The 15,908-nt window shown below is 72.7% G+C and carries 14 protein-coding genes and 1 pseudogene; 7 read left to right on the top strand and 8 right to left on the bottom strand.

Annotated elements, in window-relative coordinates:
* Positions 1–40: 40 nt before the first annotated feature.
* Together ACWD4O_RS07945 and ACWD4O_RS07950 are read right to left on the bottom strand one after the other, a co-directional pair.
* Positions 41–784, bottom strand: a complete 744-nt coding sequence (locus ACWD4O_RS07945; RefSeq protein ID WP_451278540.1) for a zinc ribbon domain-containing protein — start codon at positions 782–784, stop codon at positions 41–43.
* Entirely contained in the window at positions 781–1,638 is an 858-nt protein-coding gene (locus tag ACWD4O_RS07950) for a Nif3-like dinuclear metal center hexameric protein (protein WP_451278480.1), read from the bottom strand. The genes ACWD4O_RS07945 and ACWD4O_RS07950 overlap by 4 nt, the downstream gene beginning before the upstream one ends.
* 181 nt (positions 1,639–1,819) lie before the next feature.
* Here ACWD4O_RS07950 and ACWD4O_RS07955 point away from each other — a divergent pair, with 181 nt between their 5' ends.
* Positions 1,820–3,247, top strand: coding sequence for a hypothetical protein (locus tag ACWD4O_RS07955; protein WP_451278482.1), 1,428 nt, complete (start codon positions 1,820–1,822; stop codon positions 3,245–3,247).
* Positions 3,248–3,343: 96 nt separating this feature from the next.
* A complete protein-coding gene (locus tag ACWD4O_RS07960) occupies positions 3,344–3,502 on the top strand; it encodes a hypothetical protein (protein WP_351911252.1) in 159 nt (52 codons plus the stop codon).
* 125 nt (positions 3,503–3,627) lie between these two features.
* Here the strand turns inward: ACWD4O_RS07960 and ACWD4O_RS07965 are convergent, their stop codons facing one another.
* From ACWD4O_RS07965 to ACWD4O_RS07975, 3 genes are all read right to left on the bottom strand, one after another.
* Positions 3,628–4,578, bottom strand: a complete 951-nt coding sequence (locus ACWD4O_RS07965) for a 3-oxoacyl-ACP reductase (protein ID WP_451278484.1) — start codon at positions 4,576–4,578, stop codon at positions 3,628–3,630.
* A 17-nt stretch (positions 4,579–4,595) separates the two neighbouring features.
* Positions 4,596–5,672: a Zn-dependent alcohol dehydrogenase gene (locus tag ACWD4O_RS07970; RefSeq protein ID WP_450947288.1), complete on the bottom strand. Its 1,077-nt coding sequence runs from the start codon at positions 5,670–5,672 to the stop codon at positions 4,596–4,598.
* A gap of 101 nt (positions 5,673–5,773) precedes the next feature.
* Positions 5,774–6,655: a MaoC/PaaZ C-terminal domain-containing protein gene (locus tag ACWD4O_RS07975; protein ID WP_451278487.1), complete on the bottom strand. Its 882-nt coding sequence runs from the start codon at positions 6,653–6,655 to the stop codon at positions 5,774–5,776.
* 309 nt (positions 6,656–6,964) lie between these two features.
* On the opposite strand from ACWD4O_RS07975, the pseudogene ACWD4O_RS07980 reads away from it, so the two are divergent.
* From ACWD4O_RS07980 to ACWD4O_RS07990, 3 genes and pseudogenes are all read left to right on the top strand, one after another.
* Positions 6,965–8,306, top strand: a pseudogene (locus ACWD4O_RS07980) (sensor histidine kinase).
* A gap of 5 nt (positions 8,307–8,311) precedes the next feature.
* On the top strand, positions 8,312–8,944 hold the full coding sequence (locus tag ACWD4O_RS07985; RefSeq protein ID WP_451278542.1) for a response regulator: 633 nt from the start codon (positions 8,312–8,314) through the stop codon (positions 8,942–8,944).
* Positions 8,945–9,050: 106 nt separating this feature from the next.
* The gene (locus tag ACWD4O_RS07990) at positions 9,051–10,487 is read left to right on the top strand and encodes a hypothetical protein (protein ID WP_451278489.1); all 1,437 of its coding nucleotides are present in this window, start codon (positions 9,051–9,053) and stop codon (positions 10,485–10,487) included.
* Here ACWD4O_RS07990 and ACWD4O_RS07995 read toward each other — a convergent pair.
* From ACWD4O_RS07995 to ACWD4O_RS08005, 3 genes are all read right to left on the bottom strand, one after another.
* Positions 10,484–11,134 (bottom strand): class I SAM-dependent methyltransferase, encoded by a 651-nt coding sequence (locus ACWD4O_RS07995; protein ID WP_451278491.1) that lies wholly within the window; start codon positions 11,132–11,134, stop codon positions 10,484–10,486. The two genes, ACWD4O_RS07990 and ACWD4O_RS07995, sit on opposite strands and share 4 nt — an antisense overlap.
* A gap of 215 nt (positions 11,135–11,349) precedes the next feature.
* Positions 11,350–12,372: an AraC-like ligand-binding domain-containing protein gene (locus ACWD4O_RS08000; RefSeq protein WP_451278493.1), complete on the bottom strand. Its 1,023-nt coding sequence runs from the start codon at positions 12,370–12,372 to the stop codon at positions 11,350–11,352.
* A gap of 61 nt (positions 12,373–12,433) precedes the next feature.
* A complete protein-coding gene (locus ACWD4O_RS08005) occupies positions 12,434–14,191 on the bottom strand; it encodes an MFS transporter (protein ID WP_451278495.1) in 1,758 nt (585 codons plus the stop codon).
* 199 nt (positions 14,192–14,390) lie between these two features.
* Between ACWD4O_RS08005 and ACWD4O_RS08010 the strand changes: the two genes are divergently transcribed.
* Positions 14,391–14,948 (top strand): SigE family RNA polymerase sigma factor, encoded by a 558-nt coding sequence (locus tag ACWD4O_RS08010; protein ID WP_451278497.1) that lies wholly within the window; start codon positions 14,391–14,393, stop codon positions 14,946–14,948.
* 29 nt (positions 14,949–14,977) lie between these two features.
* Complete coding sequence (locus tag ACWD4O_RS08015; RefSeq protein WP_451278499.1) at positions 14,978–15,781, top strand: hypothetical protein; 804 nt, start codon at positions 14,978–14,980, stop codon at positions 15,779–15,781.
* The last annotated feature ends 127 nt before the right edge of the window (positions 15,782–15,908 follow it).

Here is a 15,908-nt window from a genome sequence, read left to right on the forward strand (position 1 = left end):
GACCGGACTCCGACAGACCGGACCCTTGCAGACCTAACTCTTACAGACCGGACTCCGACGTACGGACCAGGATCCGACGGCAGTTCTCGCACCGGACGACCGTGTCGGACGGCGCCTTGCGGATGTCGTTGATGTCGGTGATCGACAGCTCCTGGCGGCAGCCCTGGCAGGTGCGCTGGTAGAGCTTGGCCGCGCCGACGCCGCCCTGCTGCTCGCGCAGCTTCTCGTAGAGCTTCAGCAGGTCGGCCGGGACGGAGCCGGCCACGACCGCGCGCTCCTTGGTCACGGTGGCGGCCTCGCCGTCGAGCTCCTCGAAGGACGCGTCCCGGCGGGCGGTGGCGTCGTCGATCCTGCCCTGGACGGAGCCGACCCGCTCGGTCAGCTCGGCGACCCGCTCCTGCGCGCTCTCACGGCGCTCCATGACCTCCAGGACGACGTCCTCGAGGTCGCCCTGGCGCTTGGCGAGGGAGACGATCTCCTTCTGGAGGTTCTCCAGGTCCTTCGGGGAGGTGACGGCCCCGGAGTCGAGCCGCTGCTGGTCGCGGGCGGCACGCTGACGGACCTGGTCGACGTCCTGCTCGGCCTTGGTCTGCTCGCGGGCGGTGTCGCTCTCCTCGGTCTGGGCGGCCACGAGGAGGTCGCGCAGCTGGATGAGGTCCTTGTTCAGCGACTCGATCTCCGCGTGCTCGGGCAGCGACCTCCGCTTGTGCGCGAGCTGCTGGAGCCGGACGTCGAAGGCCTGGACGTCGAGGAGTCGGATCTGGTCGGCGGGCGCGGCGTTCAGTTGGGGGCTCCCATTGAGCTAGAGGTGGCGGTGGACGCCGCGTGGGCCGTCCAGGGGTCGGTGACCGTGCGGGAGACATGGACCCTGAGGTCCCAGCCCTGCCGGTCGGAGATCTCGTCGAGCTGGGCGGCCGCCAGCTCGCACCAGGGCCACTCGGTGGCCCAGTGCGCCGCGTCGAGCAGCGCGAGAGGACTGTGGGCGCGGGCCTCGGAGACCGGGTGGTGGCGCAGGTCCGAGGTGAGGAAGGCGTCGACGCCGGCCGCCCGCACCTGGCCGAACAGGCTGTCGCCGGAGCCGCCGCTGACGGCGACCGTCCGGACGAGCGCCTCCGGATCGCCCGCCACCCGGATGCCCTGCGCGGTGGCGGGCAGCCGCTCGGCGGCGCGGGCGGCGAACTCACGGACGGTGAGCGGATGGTCCAGCTCGCAGACGCGCCCGAGGCCGCGCCGCCCCTCGGGGTCGCTCGGATCCGGCACCAGGGGCCGTACGACGCGCAGGTCGAGGGCGCCGGCGAGGGCGTCGCTCACTCCCGGATCGGCGGTGTCGGCGTTGGTGTGGGCGACGTGCAGGGCGATGTCGTTCTTGATGAGCGTGTGCACGACACGGCCCTTGAAGTCGGACGCCGCGACGGTCGTCGTCCCGCGCAGATAGAGCGGATGGTGGGTGACGAGCAGGTCGGCGCCGAGCTTCACGGCCTCCTCGACGATCTCCTGGACGGGGTCGACGGCGAACAGGACCCGGGAGACGTCCAGATCGGGGTCGCCCACGACGGTGCCGACCGCGTCCCAGGACTCGGCCCACTCGGCGGGCCACAGGTTCTCCAACGCGGCGATGACTTCAGACAGACGGGGCACGGGTGAAAGGCTACCTGGCCACCCCACGGGCCCGTACCGCTGCCGCCGCTGCCCATGCACACCCCCTCCGCCCCCCTCAGGCGAATCGCTTCTGCGCCACTCTTATGAGGGAAGTAGACCGCCCGGCGGTCCCACGTCCGTGCGTACGAAAACTAGCTTCGTCGCCGGAGGTGACCGAACGATGACGACGCCGACCTGTGCGATCGAGCCCACCGCAGCGGACGGGGCGGACGGGGAGGTCTCCGGGAACCCCGAGTACCCCGAGTACCCCCGAGACCCCGGAGCGGCCGGAGACCCCGACGAGGGGGGCGCCGCCGAGCGCCCACCGCACGCGCACGGCGTGATCGCGGACCGCATGCGCGCGGCCGGCATGCTCGCGGACGGCGTACCGGCCGACGGCCCGGCCGCGGACCGCCCGCCCACCGACCGCCCGACCGTCGACCGCCAGCCCGCCTACCACCCGCCCACCGACCGCCCGACCGCCGACAGACCGACCGCCAACCGCCCGACCGTCGACCGCCCGACCGCCGGCTGCGTGATCACGGCGAACGGTGCCTACGCCGCGCGCCTGGCCCGGGACGGCGACTCCTGGTTCCCGGAGCGCTGGACCCTGGACGGCCCCGAGCCGTACGCCGTGCCGCTGCCCGGCAACCAGCCGGAGGAACCCGGCACGGAGGTGCAGCCGATGGCCGACGGCCGGGTCCTGATCCGGCGGCTGATCGACGGACGGCACGTCTTCTCCCTGCTGTATCCGACCGGCCCCGGCACGGGCGAACTGCCGCTGGGCGGCGTCGAGTGCCCGGACGAGGGCACCCGGCTGCACCTGCTCCCCCCGGCCCCCTGCGGCGAACGCGCGTACGCCCTCGCCGTCGGCCGCTACACCACGGCCGTGTGGCTGGTCGCGGGCGGCAGCTTCGGCCCCGAGCACGTCGCCGAGATCCCCGGCCGCTGCTCCGGCGGCGTCTGGCTGGACCGTACGGGCCGCATGCTCGCCCTGGACCGGGAGATCGCCGGCCGGACCAAGGCCGTCGTGGTGGATCTGGAGCGCGGCGGCGAGGTGTCGCCCCTCCTGCAGATCAGCGCCGACAGCGACGACCGTCTGCTGCTCGCCGACCCCGACAGCGGCCTGCTGCTCATCGGCTCGGACGCCCCCTCGCCGGGCGAGATCCGACTGGGCTGGGGAGTGATCGGCAGCACGCTGCCGGTCCGCTTCCCGGAGTCCCTGCGGCTGCCCGACCTCACCGTCACCCCGTTCGCGATCCAGCCGGGCCAACTGCTGGTGCCGGAGACCTGCGCGGTGGCGCTCCGGATCGACGGCCACTTCGGCGCCTGGGTCGGCGTATGGCGCCCGGCGGAGCGCCGGCTGCACCAGTTCGCCGCCCCGGAGGGGTGGTTGACGGGCAGCGGGCTGTGGACAGCGGAGGGCGTGCTGCGGCTGCCGTACGCCTCGGGGGCGGAGCCGTGCGCGGTGGCACTGCTGCCGGCGCCGATCGCGGACCCGCTCACCGAGGAACCGTCGGACCCCTCCGCGCAGGCGGAACGGCCGACCGCCGCCCCCCGCCCGGTCCCCCTCCAACAGGCCCCGCTCGGCAGACTTGTAACGAACTAGCTGCGGTTGGCGTGGCCGCCTGGATTCGCCCCTCGGTGTGCTGGATAAAATCGCCCGGCTGTAAGAAAGATCATGTTGACGGGGTGAACACTTCCGATGAGCGACGCAAGCACGATGCAGCCGCTGTCCGCCGACTCCCACGAAACGGCCGGTCACGGCCGGCACCGGGGCCCGGTCTCGTCCCACGACGGCGACTCGGCCCCCCACGGCCGGCACCGCAAGCCGGCCGAGAGCAAGACCGAGGACAAGGCGTAGGACAGCATTCAATGGCTGCCTGACGTAACGCAGATACACAGATAGATACACACAGATACGCCGAAGAACCGAAGGGGCTCCGCTCGTCCACGGACGACCGGAGCCCCTTCGCATCCCCCTCGCAGCTATTCCTGCCCCTGCCCCCTCCGCAGACCCAGCACCTCCGCCGCCGCGAACGTCTCCCCCGTCGGCCGCTCCGCGAAGTGCGCGCCGAGGACGGCTTCCAGCTCCGCATGGCTGAACACGTCCTCCTTGCTGTCGAACTTCGCCTGCACGCGCGGTCGTTCGACGACGGCGACCATGCCGCCGTGCACCACGAGCAGCTGTCCGTTGATCCGGGCGGCGGCCGGCGAGGCCAAGTAGCCGACCAGCGGGGCGACATGCTCGGGCGCGAGCGGGTCGAGCCCCTCGGCCGGCTGCTCGAACCCGGCGAAGACGTCCTCCGTCATCCGGGTGCGGGCGCGCGGGCAGATCGCGTTGACGGTGACGCCGTACTTGGCGAGGGCCAGTGCGGTCGAGGTCGTCAGCCCGACGATTCCGCCTTTCGCCGCCGCGTAGTTGGGCTGTCCCGCCGACCCGGCCAGGAACGCCTCCGAGGAGGTGTTCACGATCCGCCCGTAGACCGGGGCGCCGGCCGCCTTGGAGCGCTCACGCCAGTGCGCGGCGGCGAACCGGGTGGTGTTGAAGTGCCCCTTGAGATGGACCCGGATCACCGCGTCCCACTCGCCCTCGGTGAGGGAGAAGACCATGCGGTCGCGCAGGATGCCCGCGTTGTTGACGACGACGTCCAGCTTGCCGAACGTGTCGACGGCCGACTCGACCAGCTCACGGGCCTGTCGGAAGTCGGAGACGTCCCCGGTGTGGACGAGCGCGGTGCCGCCGGCCGCCCGGATCTCCGCCGCGACCTGCTCCGCCGGTCCGGCCGAGGCCTCGCCGGAGCCGTCCCGTCCCGGCTGCCCGTAGTCGTTGACGACGACGGCTGCGCCCAGCCGGGCCAGTTCCAGCGCCTCGGCCCGGCCGAGCCCGCGTCCGGCGCCGGTGACGATCGCCGACAGCCCCTCCAGTGGCAGTGTCATCCGCAACTCCCCGCCCCTCAGATCTCTATGCAGGTCCGCAGCGCGGCCCCGGTGCGCATCTGGTCCAGCGCCTCGTTGATCTCGGCGAGCGGGACCCGGTGCGTGATCAGATCGGTGAGGTCGATCCGGCCGGCCCGCCACAGGGCGATGGTCCGCTCGTAGGAGCGCAGGACGTCCCCGCCGCCGTACATCGACGGCAGGATGCGCTTCTCGTCGAAGAACAGCTCGAACATGCTGAGTTGGAGGAAGTCGTCGAGTGCGCCCGCGCCGACGACGACCAGGGTGCCGCCGCGCCGGGTGGTCTCGTAGGCGGTGCGGGCGGTGGCGGAGCGGCCAACGACCTCGAAGACGTAGTCGAACCCCTCGCCGCCGGTGACGAGTTGCTTCGCCTCGCCCAGCTCGTCCGGTGAAACCGCCTTCGTGGCACCGAACTTGAGGGCCGCCTCGCGGCGGGAGAGGACCGGGTCGACGGCGACGATCTCGGCGGCGCCCTTGAGGCGCGCGCCCTGGATCGCCGAGATGCCGACCCCGCCGCAGCCGATGACGGCGACGGACGAACCGGCCTCCACGTCCGCGGTGTTGAGCGCCGCGCCCAGACCGGTGGTCACCCCGCAGCCGATGAGCGCGGCGATGTCGAAGGGCACGTCGTCGGGGATCGGGACGGCGCAGCGGGCGTCCACCACGACCTCCTCGGCGAAGGTGCCGGTGCCGGCCATGCCGAACAGATCCCCGCCGGGGCGGCGGAAGTTGGGCGTGCCGGCGTTCATGAACCCGGCCAGGCACAGCTCGGTCTGGCCCCGCTTGCAGGCCGGGCAGACGCCGCAGGCGGGCAGCCAGCAGACCACGACCCGGTCACCGGGCTTGACGTTCGTGACGCCCTCGCCGACCTCCATGATCTCGCCCGCGCCCTCGTGGCCGGGCACGAACGGCGCGGGCTGCGGCAGCACCCCGCCCATCGCGGAGAGGTCCGAGTGGCACAGCCCCGTGGCGCGCACCCGGATCCTGACCCGCCCCGGGCCGAAGCCCACCGCCTCGACGTCGTCGAGGACCTCCAGCTTGTCCTGGCCGATCTCGTGCAGTACGGCTGCGCGCATGGTGCGGCTCCCCTCAGGTCATCAGGTCATCGGGTCATCAAGTCGTCAGGGCTTCAAGTCGTCAGGGCTTCGGGTCGCTCGGGCTTCTGGTCGTTCGGGCTTCAGGAGTGTTCGACGATCGTGTCGGCGAGGACGGGCGCGTCGTCCCTCTCGACGGCGCTCACGGCCACCCGCACCTCGCCCTGGCCCTGGCCCTCGCCCTGGCCCTGGCCCCGCCACATGCGGATGCGCAGGGTCTCGCCGGGGAAGACGACCCCGGCGAAACGGGTGGTGTACGAGCGCACCCGGGTCACATCGCCGTCGAGCAGGGTGTCGACGACCGCCTTGAGCGTGATGCCGTAGGTGCACAGGCCGTGCAGGATGGGCCGGTCGAACCCGGCGAGCTTCGCGAACTCGGGGTCGGCGTGCAGCGGGTTGTAGTCGCCGGAGAGGCGGTACAGGAGGGCCTGGTCCTCGCGGACGGCCCGCTCGACCAGCTTGTCGGGCTCGCCGACGGGCGGATCGAGCCGGGCGGACGGGCCCCGGTCGCCGCCCCAGCCGCCCTCCCCCCGGACGAAGATCTGGGCGTCGTTGGTCCACAGCGGCCCGTCCTGGTCGCCGACCTCCGTGCGCATGACGAGGACGGCGGCCTTGCCCTTGTCGTACACGCCGGCGATGCGCCCGGTGGCGGTCGCCCGGCCGGACGCCGGGATGGGGCGGTGGATCTCCAGGCGCTGGCCGCCGTGCAGGACGCGGGCGAGGTCGACGTCGACGCCGGGCATGGACAGTCCGCTGATCACGCCGGGCGAGCCGGAACCGGCGACGGTGGCGAAGCTCGGCAGGACGTGCAGCCGGGACTCCAGCGTGTAGCGCAGTTCGTCGGGGTCGGTGGCCGGGACGCCCGCGCCGATGCCGAGGTGGTACAGCTGGACGTCCCGGCGGTCCCAGGTGATCTCGCCGGTCCGGGGCTCGGCGGCGAGCGCCTTGGCTGCGTCGATGGGCATGGAACTCCTGATCGCTCGGATCGTTCAGAGACCTCGGCACGGCCGTCCGCACCGATCGGCCGCACCGAGGTCGTCACGGTGGCCGATCTAGAACGCGTTCCAGTCCGGCGTCCCCTGTATAGCCGAGCGCTCCACAGTTGTGAAGGCTCCTGACGGGGTGTCAGACCCGCTGGCGGACGCCGTCGTGGGCGGCCGTGACATTCGTAATGCCCGACCGGTTACATCCCGACCTGCCGGTCGCGCGCCCGGGAACGTAGCGTCGAAGACGGGCATGGAGCCCGGAGCGGGACCGGGGGAAGGGACACGACCATGTGGACTGCGGTGAGGGGCCGTCGGACCGCCGCGCGGGAGCAGCGGCGGCGCTGGAAGGCCGGGCGGGAGCGGTGCAAGGCCGGGCAGGTCACCGAAGCCTCCGAAGCCTCCGTCGCCTCCGCAGCCGCCCAGGTCGAGGACCCGGGCCCGCCGGCCAACGGCTTCTCCCTGCTGCCGTGGCTGCTGATGGGGATGGGCGCGTTCTCCAACCCTCTTCCAGGGGGACACCGCGAACCCGTGGATCGGCGGCCTGGGCCTGCTGACGTTCAACTCCCTCTACATCTACATCGCCTTCCGCTCCTTCGTGAAGGTGGCCCGCGAGGCGACCTCGACCCGGGTGGCCCTCGTCCTGATGGGCCTCGTGACCTGCGGACTCGCCCTCGGCTACGGCGGCAACTGGCTGCTCTTCTTCCCTCTGCTCGGCCTCGCGACGGGCGCGGTCCTGCGCGGCCCGCAGCTGCGCACCCTGGGCACCGCCGTCGCCGTCCTGGCGGGCGCGGTGTCCTGCGTCCACGACGGCTGGGGCGGCCTCACCATCGCGTACGCCACCTGGATATCGACGATGGTGACGGCCGCGATCCTGTCCCTCTCCGAGGCCGTGCGGGAGCTGCGCGCCGCCCGCGAGGAGCTGGCCCGCCGCGCGGTGGAGGAGGAGCGGCTGCGCTTCTCCCGCGATCTGCACGACCTGCTCGGCCACACCCTCTCGGTGATCGTGGTGAAGTCGGAGGCGGCCAGACGGCTGGCGCCGCGGGACATGGACGCGGCGCTCTCCCAGGTCACGGACATCGAGGCGGTGGGCCGTCAGGCGCTGACCGAGATCCGGGAGGCAGTCACCGGCTACCGCGAGGGCAGCCTGGCCACCGAGCTGGACCGGGCCCGTTCGGCCCTGACGGCGGCGGGCGTGGAACCGTCGGTGAGCAGGTCGGGTCCGCCGCCGCAGCCGCAGACGGCGGCGCTGCTGGGCTGGGTGGTGCGCGAGGCCGTCACCAACGTCGTCCGGCACAGCGGGGCGACCCGATGCCTGATCACCGTGTCCGGCGAGCCGGAGCAGGTCCGGCTGACGGTGACGGACAACGGCACGGGTGCCGGTGACCCCCGTGCGCAAGGCGGCGGCACCGGCCTGACCGGCCTGCGCGAGCGCCTCGCGACGGCGGGCGGCTCCCTGACGGCGGGCCCGGGACCCGACGGCGGCTTCACGGTCCGGGCGCGACTGCCGACGGCCGTGGAAGACAGCGAGAACGACCGCGGGAGCGACTGCGGGGGTGACTACGCGGGCGACCGCGCGGGCGACAACGACAGAGCGCCGTACGCGGTCACCACGCATAGCCTTGCCCCGTGACCGAGATGCCCCGCGACCATCGTCCCGCCAAGTCCGTCAGAGTGCTGCTCGCCGAGGACCAGGGCATGATGCGCGGGGCGCTGGCCCTGCTGCTGGGGCTGGAGGCCGACCTCGAAGTGGTCGCGCAGGTGGGCCGGGGGGACGCGATCGTGGATGCGGCCCTCCTCCACCGTCCGGACGTCGCGCTCCTCGACATCGAACTCCCCGGCATGAGCGGCCTGGACGCCGCCGCCGAGCTGCGCGATCAGGTTCCCGACTGCCGGGTGCTGATCCTCACCACGTTCGGCCGGCCCGGCTATCTGCGCCGGGCCATGGAGGCCGGGGCATCGGGCTTCCTGGTCAAGGACGGCCCGGTGGAGGAGCTGGCCGCGGCGATCCGCCGGGTGCTGACCGGTGAGACGGTCGTGGACCCGGCCCTCGCCGCCGCCGCGTTGAGCGCCGGCCCGAACCCGCTCACCGCCCGCGAACGCGACGCGCTGAAGGCGTCGGCGGACGGCGCGACGGTCGCCGACATCGCCGCCGCGCTGCACCTCGCGGAGGCCACGGTCCGCAACTACCTCTCCTCCGCGATCGGCAAGACGGGCACCCGCAACCGTATGGAGGCGATGCGGGAGGCCCGTCAACAGGGCTGGTTGTAGCGAGGGGTTGTAGCGCGGGGTGGCCGGGGCGGCCGTAAGGCTTCCGGACCGGCGCTGGCATAGTGCCCGCATGCTCCTACCGATACGGAAGCCTGTGGTCCGGCGCATGACCGCCCTGGTGTCGGGTCTCGCCGCCGCCGTCCTCGCCATGGCCTCGGCGCCCGCCGCGGCCGACGGCTCCGGACAGGTCGTGCTGCGCTTCGAGACCGCGGCGACCTACGTCATGTACAACGCCGACGAGGGAGCCGAGGCCCGTAACGACGAATTCGTCGTGCCGGTCTTCGTCGAGGCGAGCAAGGGCGGGCCCGCGCGCAATGTCAGGGTCGTGGTGGACGCGTCGGGGCTGACCGGCGTCGCCCGGCTCGGGGAGAACCGCGCGTGTACGGCCGAAGGCCCGATCTACACCTGCAAGTACGGCGACCTGCAGAACGGCGACGGCGAGAGCTACCGACCCCTCACCCTCCTCGGGGTGGACGGCGTCCGGCCGGGCGCCGCCGGGACGGTGACGTACACCGCGACCGCCGACAACGCGGCCCCGGTCACCGGCGCCACCCGGATGACCGTCGGCGGTCCGACGCTGTCCGCGCCCGGGCAGGAGAAGGGCGTGAGCGGGCTGGCGCCGGGCCGACCCACGAACCTCACCCCGAGATTCGCCAACAACACCCGGTTCCCCGCGACGAAGGGCGTCGCCCTGCAGGTCAACGTGTCGGACGGGATGACGCTGACGGCCCGGCACAGCAACTGCTTCTACGCGGGCCCCGCGCCCACCTCGGCATGGTGCACGTTCCCCACGAAGGCCGCGGCGGGCGCCGCCTACCGCACGAGCGCCCCGCTGGTCTACACGCTGACCCCGCCCGGGCAGCTGACCGGCGAGGTGAGCTACAGCTGGTCGTCGGCGCCGCAGAAGCCCGCCGACCACACCGTGCGCGGCACGGGCGCCCCCCTCACCCTGGTCCCGACCGCGCGCCAGGCCTTCGACGACAGTCATGGCAGGGTCGGGATCACCACCACCGTGCAGGCCGACTACCGTCCGGTCACCGCGACCGTGCGGGGCCGGGTCGGCGACACGGTGAAGGTGCGGCTCGGGCTGAAGGACCTCGGCCCCGGCCGGATCCAGGACTCCGAGGAGCAGGGCCGCTTCGAGGTGATCCCGCCGGAGGGCACCACGGTCACCTCGATCCCGTACGAGTTCGAGGGGGACGGCGGGAAGTGGGCGTGCGACCGGCCGGAGAAGCCCGGCGGGGCGTTCGTCTGCGAGATCGGCTACGACTCGTTCTACGAAGTGCGGCACGAAGACGGCACGACCGCCATCGACTTCCACATCCGCATCGACCGGCAGGTCCCGGGCGCGAAGGGCAGCATCCGCACGTACAACCCGTTCGACCGCACCCCCGCCAACGACGTCGCCGTCATCCCGCTGGAGGCGTCGCCGGCGCCGTTCTACCGGCCGTCCCGGCACCCCGTCGTGTGGACGGCCGCCGGTGCCCTGCTGGTCGTCGCCGTTGCCGGGGTGCGGTACCGCCGTCGGCTGAAGCGAGCCTAGATCCCCTTGCCCGTGCGGCGCAGCACCCGCAGTGAGCCGGTGTCCGAGACCTCCGTGAAGGCGCCGGAGGCAAGGGCTCGCAGGTAGACGCGGTAGGGGGCCTGGCCGGTGAACTCGTCGACCGGGTCGGGGAACACGTCGTGGATGACGAGGAGGCCGCCCTCGGCGATCTGCGGGGCCCAGCCCTCGTAGTCGGAGGCGGCGTGCTCGTCGGTGTGGCCGCCGTCGACGAAGACGAGGCCGAGGGGCGAGTTCCAGAACGCGGCGATCTGCGGCGAGCGTCCGACCAGGGCGACGACGTGGTCCTCCAGACCCGCCCGGTGCAGGGTCCGGCGGAAGGTGGGCAGCGTGTCCATCAGGCCGATCTCGGGGTCGACGGTCTCCGGGTCGTGGTACTCCCAGCCCGGCTGCTGCTCCTCGCTGCCCCGGTGGTGGTCGAGCGTGAGCGCGGTGACCCCGGCGGCGCGGGCCGCGTCGGCGAGCAGGATCGTCGAACGCCCGCAGTAGGTGCCGACCTCCAGCAACGGCAGTCCGAGCGCACCGGCCTCGACGGCGGCCGCGTACAGCGCGAGCCCTTCGTCGACGGGCATGAAGCCCTTCGCCGCCTCGAACGCGGCGAGGATCTCGGGCGCGGGTGCCGCGGGCATGGGGGCCTGCCTTCCGATGGTCGTACGACGGTGTCGGCGGCCCATGCTGCCGTACGCCCCGCGGGCCGTCGACCGAGGGGGTGGGACTACCGCCCCGGCTCCCGCCCCGGCTCCCGCGCCGACTCCCGCTCCGGCTCCCGCTCGTGCTCCGACCCCTGCTCAAGCCGCTGCCCCTGAGCCAGCCCCTGCGCCTACGCCTACTCCTGCGCTTACGCCTACGCCTGCTCCTGCTCCTGTTCCCGCTCGCTCGCCGCCCGGAGCCGGTACTCGCTGGGCGAGACGCCGTACGCGGTGCGGAAGGCGCGGGTGAAGTCGGAGGCGCGGGGCATGCCCCAGCGGGCGGCGACGGTGTGGATGGAGGCGGCGCGCAGCGCGGGGTCGGCCAGGTCGCGGCGGGCGCCCGCCAGCCGCTGGTCGCGGATCCAGGCGGCGACGGTCTCGCCCTGGGTGCGCTGCTGGAAGATGCGGTGCAGATAGCTGAGCGAGATGTGGTGGGCGGCCGCGATCACGGTCGGGGTCAGCGTCGGGTCGTGCAGGTTCTGCCGGATGAACGCCCGGATGCGCTCCACGGTGACCCGGTGGCGGGTCTCCGGGTCCAGGGCGTCCTCCGTCTCCAGGAGGTGGGCGAGCCAGGCCGACACCAGGTCGAGGACGATCCTGCCCAGGCGGGGCGCGTCGGACGGCCCGAGGTGCTGGGCCTGCCGGTCCAGGCCGACGAGGAAGTCGGTGAGCAGGGCGCCGATGCCGTCCTGTCCGGGCAGCCGTCGGCAGAGCAGGTCCCGGACCAGGTGCGGCGGCACGGACAGCAGTGCCTTGGGGAAGTCCACGCCCACGCCCTGGACGACCTGCCGGTCCCGGTCGTCGTAGGAGGGGGCGCCGTGGGGGCGGACGTCGTAGGGGCGTGAGCTGTCGGTGATGAGCAGGTCGCGCGGGCCGAAGGTGTTGGCCCGCCCGATGTGCTCGACCGCGAGTCCGCCCTGGAGGAGCAGCGTCAGGTGGTAGCGCTCGGGGTCGGACCGGCGGACCAGCCGCTGGTTGCGCCGGAACCGGGACGGCTGGTACGACGTCGGCCACACGGTGACCGGTCCCAGCTCCATGAGGTGGTACTCGGCCCAGAAGTCCGCGGCGTGCGCGCTGGTGATCTCGCTGGGCGAGCGGGTCGTGGTGAGCAGATCCCGCCAGAGGTCGAGCCTGCCCTCCGCGGGTACGTCGTCGGTGCGGAACACCGTCCCCAGCATGCGTCGCCTCCGATCCTCGGCCCCGGAAACCCCGGGGCCAAGGATAGGCGCGCCCGTGTCCTCAGTGGGCGGCGAGGGTCTCCTCGGTCTCCTCGGGCAGCGGCAGGGTGAGGTCCACGGCCACCGCCCGCTCGTCGCCCGCGTGGGTCGCGGCGCTCGCCAGCGGGCCGTGGCCGGTGGCCTTGGCCGCGAGGACGTACGCACCCTGGGCCGGGACGGCGAGGGCGTAGCTGCCGTCCTGGGACGACAGGGTGGCTCCGGCCTGCCGGCCGCGGCGGTCGATCAGGGTGACCTTGGCCCGGGCGACCGGGACGCCGGCGGCGTCCAGGACCCGGCCGCGGAAGCCCCGCAGGACTGCCTCGGCGCGCTCCAAGTTGGCCTCCTCCTCGCTGCTGGCGCGCAGCTGCGTGGCCGTCGACGGGCGCGGCCGGCCGGGCAGGAAGAGCGCGAGGAGCAGGCCGATCGCGACGGCGGCCGTGGCGATCAGGAAGGAGACGCGGAAGCCGTGCATGGTCGGGACGGCGACGCCGCCCACGTTGTTCGCGGTGTTGGCCAGCACCATGCCGATGACGGCGCTGGACACCGAGGTGCCGATGGACCGCATCAGGGTGTTGAGGCCGTTGGCCGCGCCGGTCTCCGAGGCGGGGACCGCGCCGACGATCAGCGCGGGGAGGGAGGAGTAGGCGAGGCCGATGCCGGCGCCCAGGACGACCGCGATGACGAGGCTCTGCCAGGCGGCGCTCATCAGGCCGAGGCCGGCGCCGTAGCCGATCGCGATGATCAGCATGCCGAGGATCAGGGTCACCTTGGGGCCGTACTTCGCGGACAGCTTGGCGTAGACGGGCGCGGTGATCATCATCGTCAGACCGAGCGGTGCGACGAGCAGACCGGCGGTGACCATCGACTGGCCGAGTCCGTAGCCGGTGGACTTCGGCAGCTGGAGCAGCTGCGGGAGCACGAGGGAGACGACGTAGAACGAGACGCCGACCATGATCGAGGCGAGGTTGGTGAAGAGGACGGCGGGGCGGGCCGTGGTGCGCAGGTCGACCAGCGGGGCCTTCAGCCGCAGCTCCATCACGCCCCACAGCAGGAGGACGACGGCCGCGGCGGCGAACAGGCCGAGCGTGGTGCCGGAGGTCCAGCCCCAGTCGCTGCCCTTGGTGATCGGCAGGAGGAAGAGGACGAGCCCGATGGAGAGGCCGATCGCGCCGAGCACGTCGAAGGTGCCCTCGGCCCGGGCCGGGGACTCGGGGACGACGAGGAGGGTGAGGCCGATGGCGAGGACGCCGAGGCCGGCGGCGCCGTAGAAGAGGGCGTGCCAGTCGGCGTGCTGGGCGACCAGGGCCGCGGCGGGCAGGGCGAGGCCGCCGCCGACGCCGATCGAGGAGCTCATCAGGGCCATCGCCGAGCCGAGCTTCTCGCGGGGCAGCATGTCCCGCATCAGGCCGATGCCGAGCGGGATCGCGCCCATGGCGAAGCCCTGGAGGGTACGGCCGACGATCATCGTGAGCAGGTCGCTGGTGAGCGCGCTGACCAGGGCGCCGACGACCATCACCGCGAGGCTGAGGATCAGCAGCCGCCGCTTGCCGTACAGGTCGCCGAGGCGGCCCATGATCGGGGTGGCCACGGCTCCGGAGAGAAGGGTGGAGGTCAGGACCCAGGTGGCGTTGCTGGGCTCGGTGCCCAGCAGCTGCGGCAGGTCCTTGATGACCGGGACGAGCAGGGTCTGCATCACCGCGACCACGATGCCCGCGAAGGCGAGCACCGGGACGACGGCTCCGCTCGCTTGGCGGGTGGGCCGGTCGGTCGTGTGCGTCATGAGGGGGTGCCTCCGGGGCGGTGGTTCGGGGATTACATGGGACCTGAACCTGTATGCATGGGCAACTATTCCGATGCTTCGGCGTACTAACGATTTCTTTAGGTTCTCTTGGGAAAGCGGCGCGGAGAATCTCTTCGTTCCGAGGCAACGATCCGGGCCGCTCATGGCCTCCTTTGAACATCTAGGAGGTGCAGTGCCCATGGGGGATCGGGATCGGAAGCAGGACAGGGACGGCAGGGACACGGAGTTCCAGGCCTTCGTCGTCGGCCGCTGGCCGCGGCTGATGCGCACGGCATTTCTCCTCACGGGGGAGCAGCACGCCGCGGAGGACCTGGTCCAGTCGACGCTGGAACAGGTCTACGTGGCCTGGCGCCGGGTCGGCGCGGCCGACGAGCCGGAGGCGTACGTACGGCGCGTGATGATCAACGCGCATGCCCGCAAGTACCGCAGGAAGCTCCGAGAGCTCCTCGCGCCGAGGGACGACGGCTCGGACCCGGCGCACGAGGTCGCCGACACCGGCGACCTGATCGCCCGGGCCGACGACCGGCACACCCTGCTGAAGGCGCTGGCCGCGCTGCCGCCACGGCAGCGGGAGGCGGTGGTGCTGCGCTACTGGGAGGACCTGACCGAGACGCAGACGGCGGAGGCGATGGGCTGTTCGGTCGGCACGGTGAAGAGCAACGCGGCCAAGGGGATCGCGAAACTGCGTGCCATACCGGAACTGGCGGACACGGTGACGTACGGAGGGCGGAAGTGATGAACGCGGACCGGGAGACGAGCCACGACATGACACAGCACGACATCGCCGTCCTGCTGGCCGAGGCCGCGGACGAGGTCGAGATCGGCATAGCCCCCACCCAGGCACTGATCCGCGGCGGCCGCCGCCGCCGGGCCCGCCGCTGGGCGGTCGCCACGGCCACGGCACTGGTGGTCGCCGGCTCCACGGGGGCGCTGGCGGCGGGCGGCCTGCCAGGGGGCGGTGGGGAGCGGGTGACGCCGTCGGCGACGCAGCCGACGGCCACCGGGACGGCGTCGGCGTTCCGGCCGACGACCAGCATCACCCTCTGGGCCGGCACGGACGGCGGCAAGGAGTGGCAGGTCACGCTCGACGTCTGGCCGGCGCCGGCCGACGTCCGGGACGCCCGGGCCATGATGAACGCGATGGAGGAGTACGGCGAGACCCCGACGGCCGCGAACACGGCCGCCGACCTGGTCGGCAAGAGCGCCTACTTCGTGCACCGCGGCGCCGAGGCCAACGGCGTCGCCCGGGAGCACCTGACCCTGCACGGCCTGACCGCCGCGGGCGACACCATGTCGGGCACGGACATGGACGCCTTCGCGGTTCCGCTCGACCCGGCCGCCGAAGGGCCCGACCGGCTGGTGATCGGCCATGTGGCCAAGACCGCCCGACAGGTGACCTGCACCTGGAAGAACGGCACGAAGACCGAGGTCGGCAGAGCCCCTTCGAACGCCGTCGGCGACGGCGCCGCCGCCCCGGCCATCCGCCCGGCCGACGGCTCCCCGTACGCCTGGTTCGCCTGTCTGGCCCCACAAGGAACCGAGTACGAGTCGGCGGAGGTGACGCGCTAGAGGTGCCGGTTAGGGCCTGTCGTTTGGATCAGGTCGCAGGAAATCGGCGGTGCCGAATCAGCGCCGGTGAGCGGGGTGTGGTGCGTGCAGCTGCAAGGCGGAGGAGGGCGTCGACGCGGAGCGTCGG

The sequence above is a fragment of the Streptomyces sp. NPDC002623 genome (assembly GCF_053592635.1).

Bases quoted from the DNA above. Each gene is read 5' to 3' on its own strand.
- ACWD4O_RS07995 (WP_451278491.1), bottom strand. From the start codon at position 11,134: ATGCCCGCGGCACCCGCGCCCGAGATCCTCGCCGCGTTCGAGGCGGCG.
- ACWD4O_RS07975 (WP_451278487.1), bottom strand. From the start codon at position 6,655: ATGCCCATCGACGCAGCCAAGGCGCTCGCCGCCGAGCCCCGGACCGGC.
- ACWD4O_RS08010 (WP_451278497.1), top strand. From the start codon at position 14,391: ATGGGGGATCGGGATCGGAAGCAGGACAGGGACGGCAGGGACACGGAG.
- ACWD4O_RS07985 (WP_451278542.1), top strand. From the start codon at position 8,312: ATGCCCCGCGACCATCGTCCCGCCAAGTCCGTCAGAGTGCTGCTCGCC.
- ACWD4O_RS07990 (WP_451278489.1), top strand. From the start codon at position 9,051: ATGACCGCCCTGGTGTCGGGTCTCGCCGCCGCCGTCCTCGCCATGGCC.
- ACWD4O_RS07970 (WP_450947288.1), bottom strand. From the start codon at position 5,672: ATGCGCGCAGCCGTACTGCACGAGATCGGCCAGGACAAGCTGGAGGTC.
- ACWD4O_RS08005 (WP_451278495.1), bottom strand. From the start codon at position 14,191: ATGACGCACACGACCGACCGGCCCACCCGCCAAGCGAGCGGAGCCGTC.
- ACWD4O_RS07955 (WP_451278482.1), top strand. From the start codon at position 1,820: ATGACGACGCCGACCTGTGCGATCGAGCCCACCGCAGCGGACGGGGCG.
- ACWD4O_RS07960 (WP_351911252.1), top strand. From the start codon at position 3,344: ATGAGCGACGCAAGCACGATGCAGCCGCTGTCCGCCGACTCCCACGAA.
- ACWD4O_RS08000 (WP_451278493.1), bottom strand. From the start codon at position 12,372: ATGCTGGGGACGGTGTTCCGCACCGACGACGTACCCGCGGAGGGCAGG.
- ACWD4O_RS08015 (WP_451278499.1), top strand. From the start codon at position 14,978: ATGACACAGCACGACATCGCCGTCCTGCTGGCCGAGGCCGCGGACGAG.
- ACWD4O_RS07965 (WP_451278484.1), bottom strand. From the start codon at position 4,578: ATGACACTGCCACTGGAGGGGCTGTCGGCGATCGTCACCGGCGCCGGA.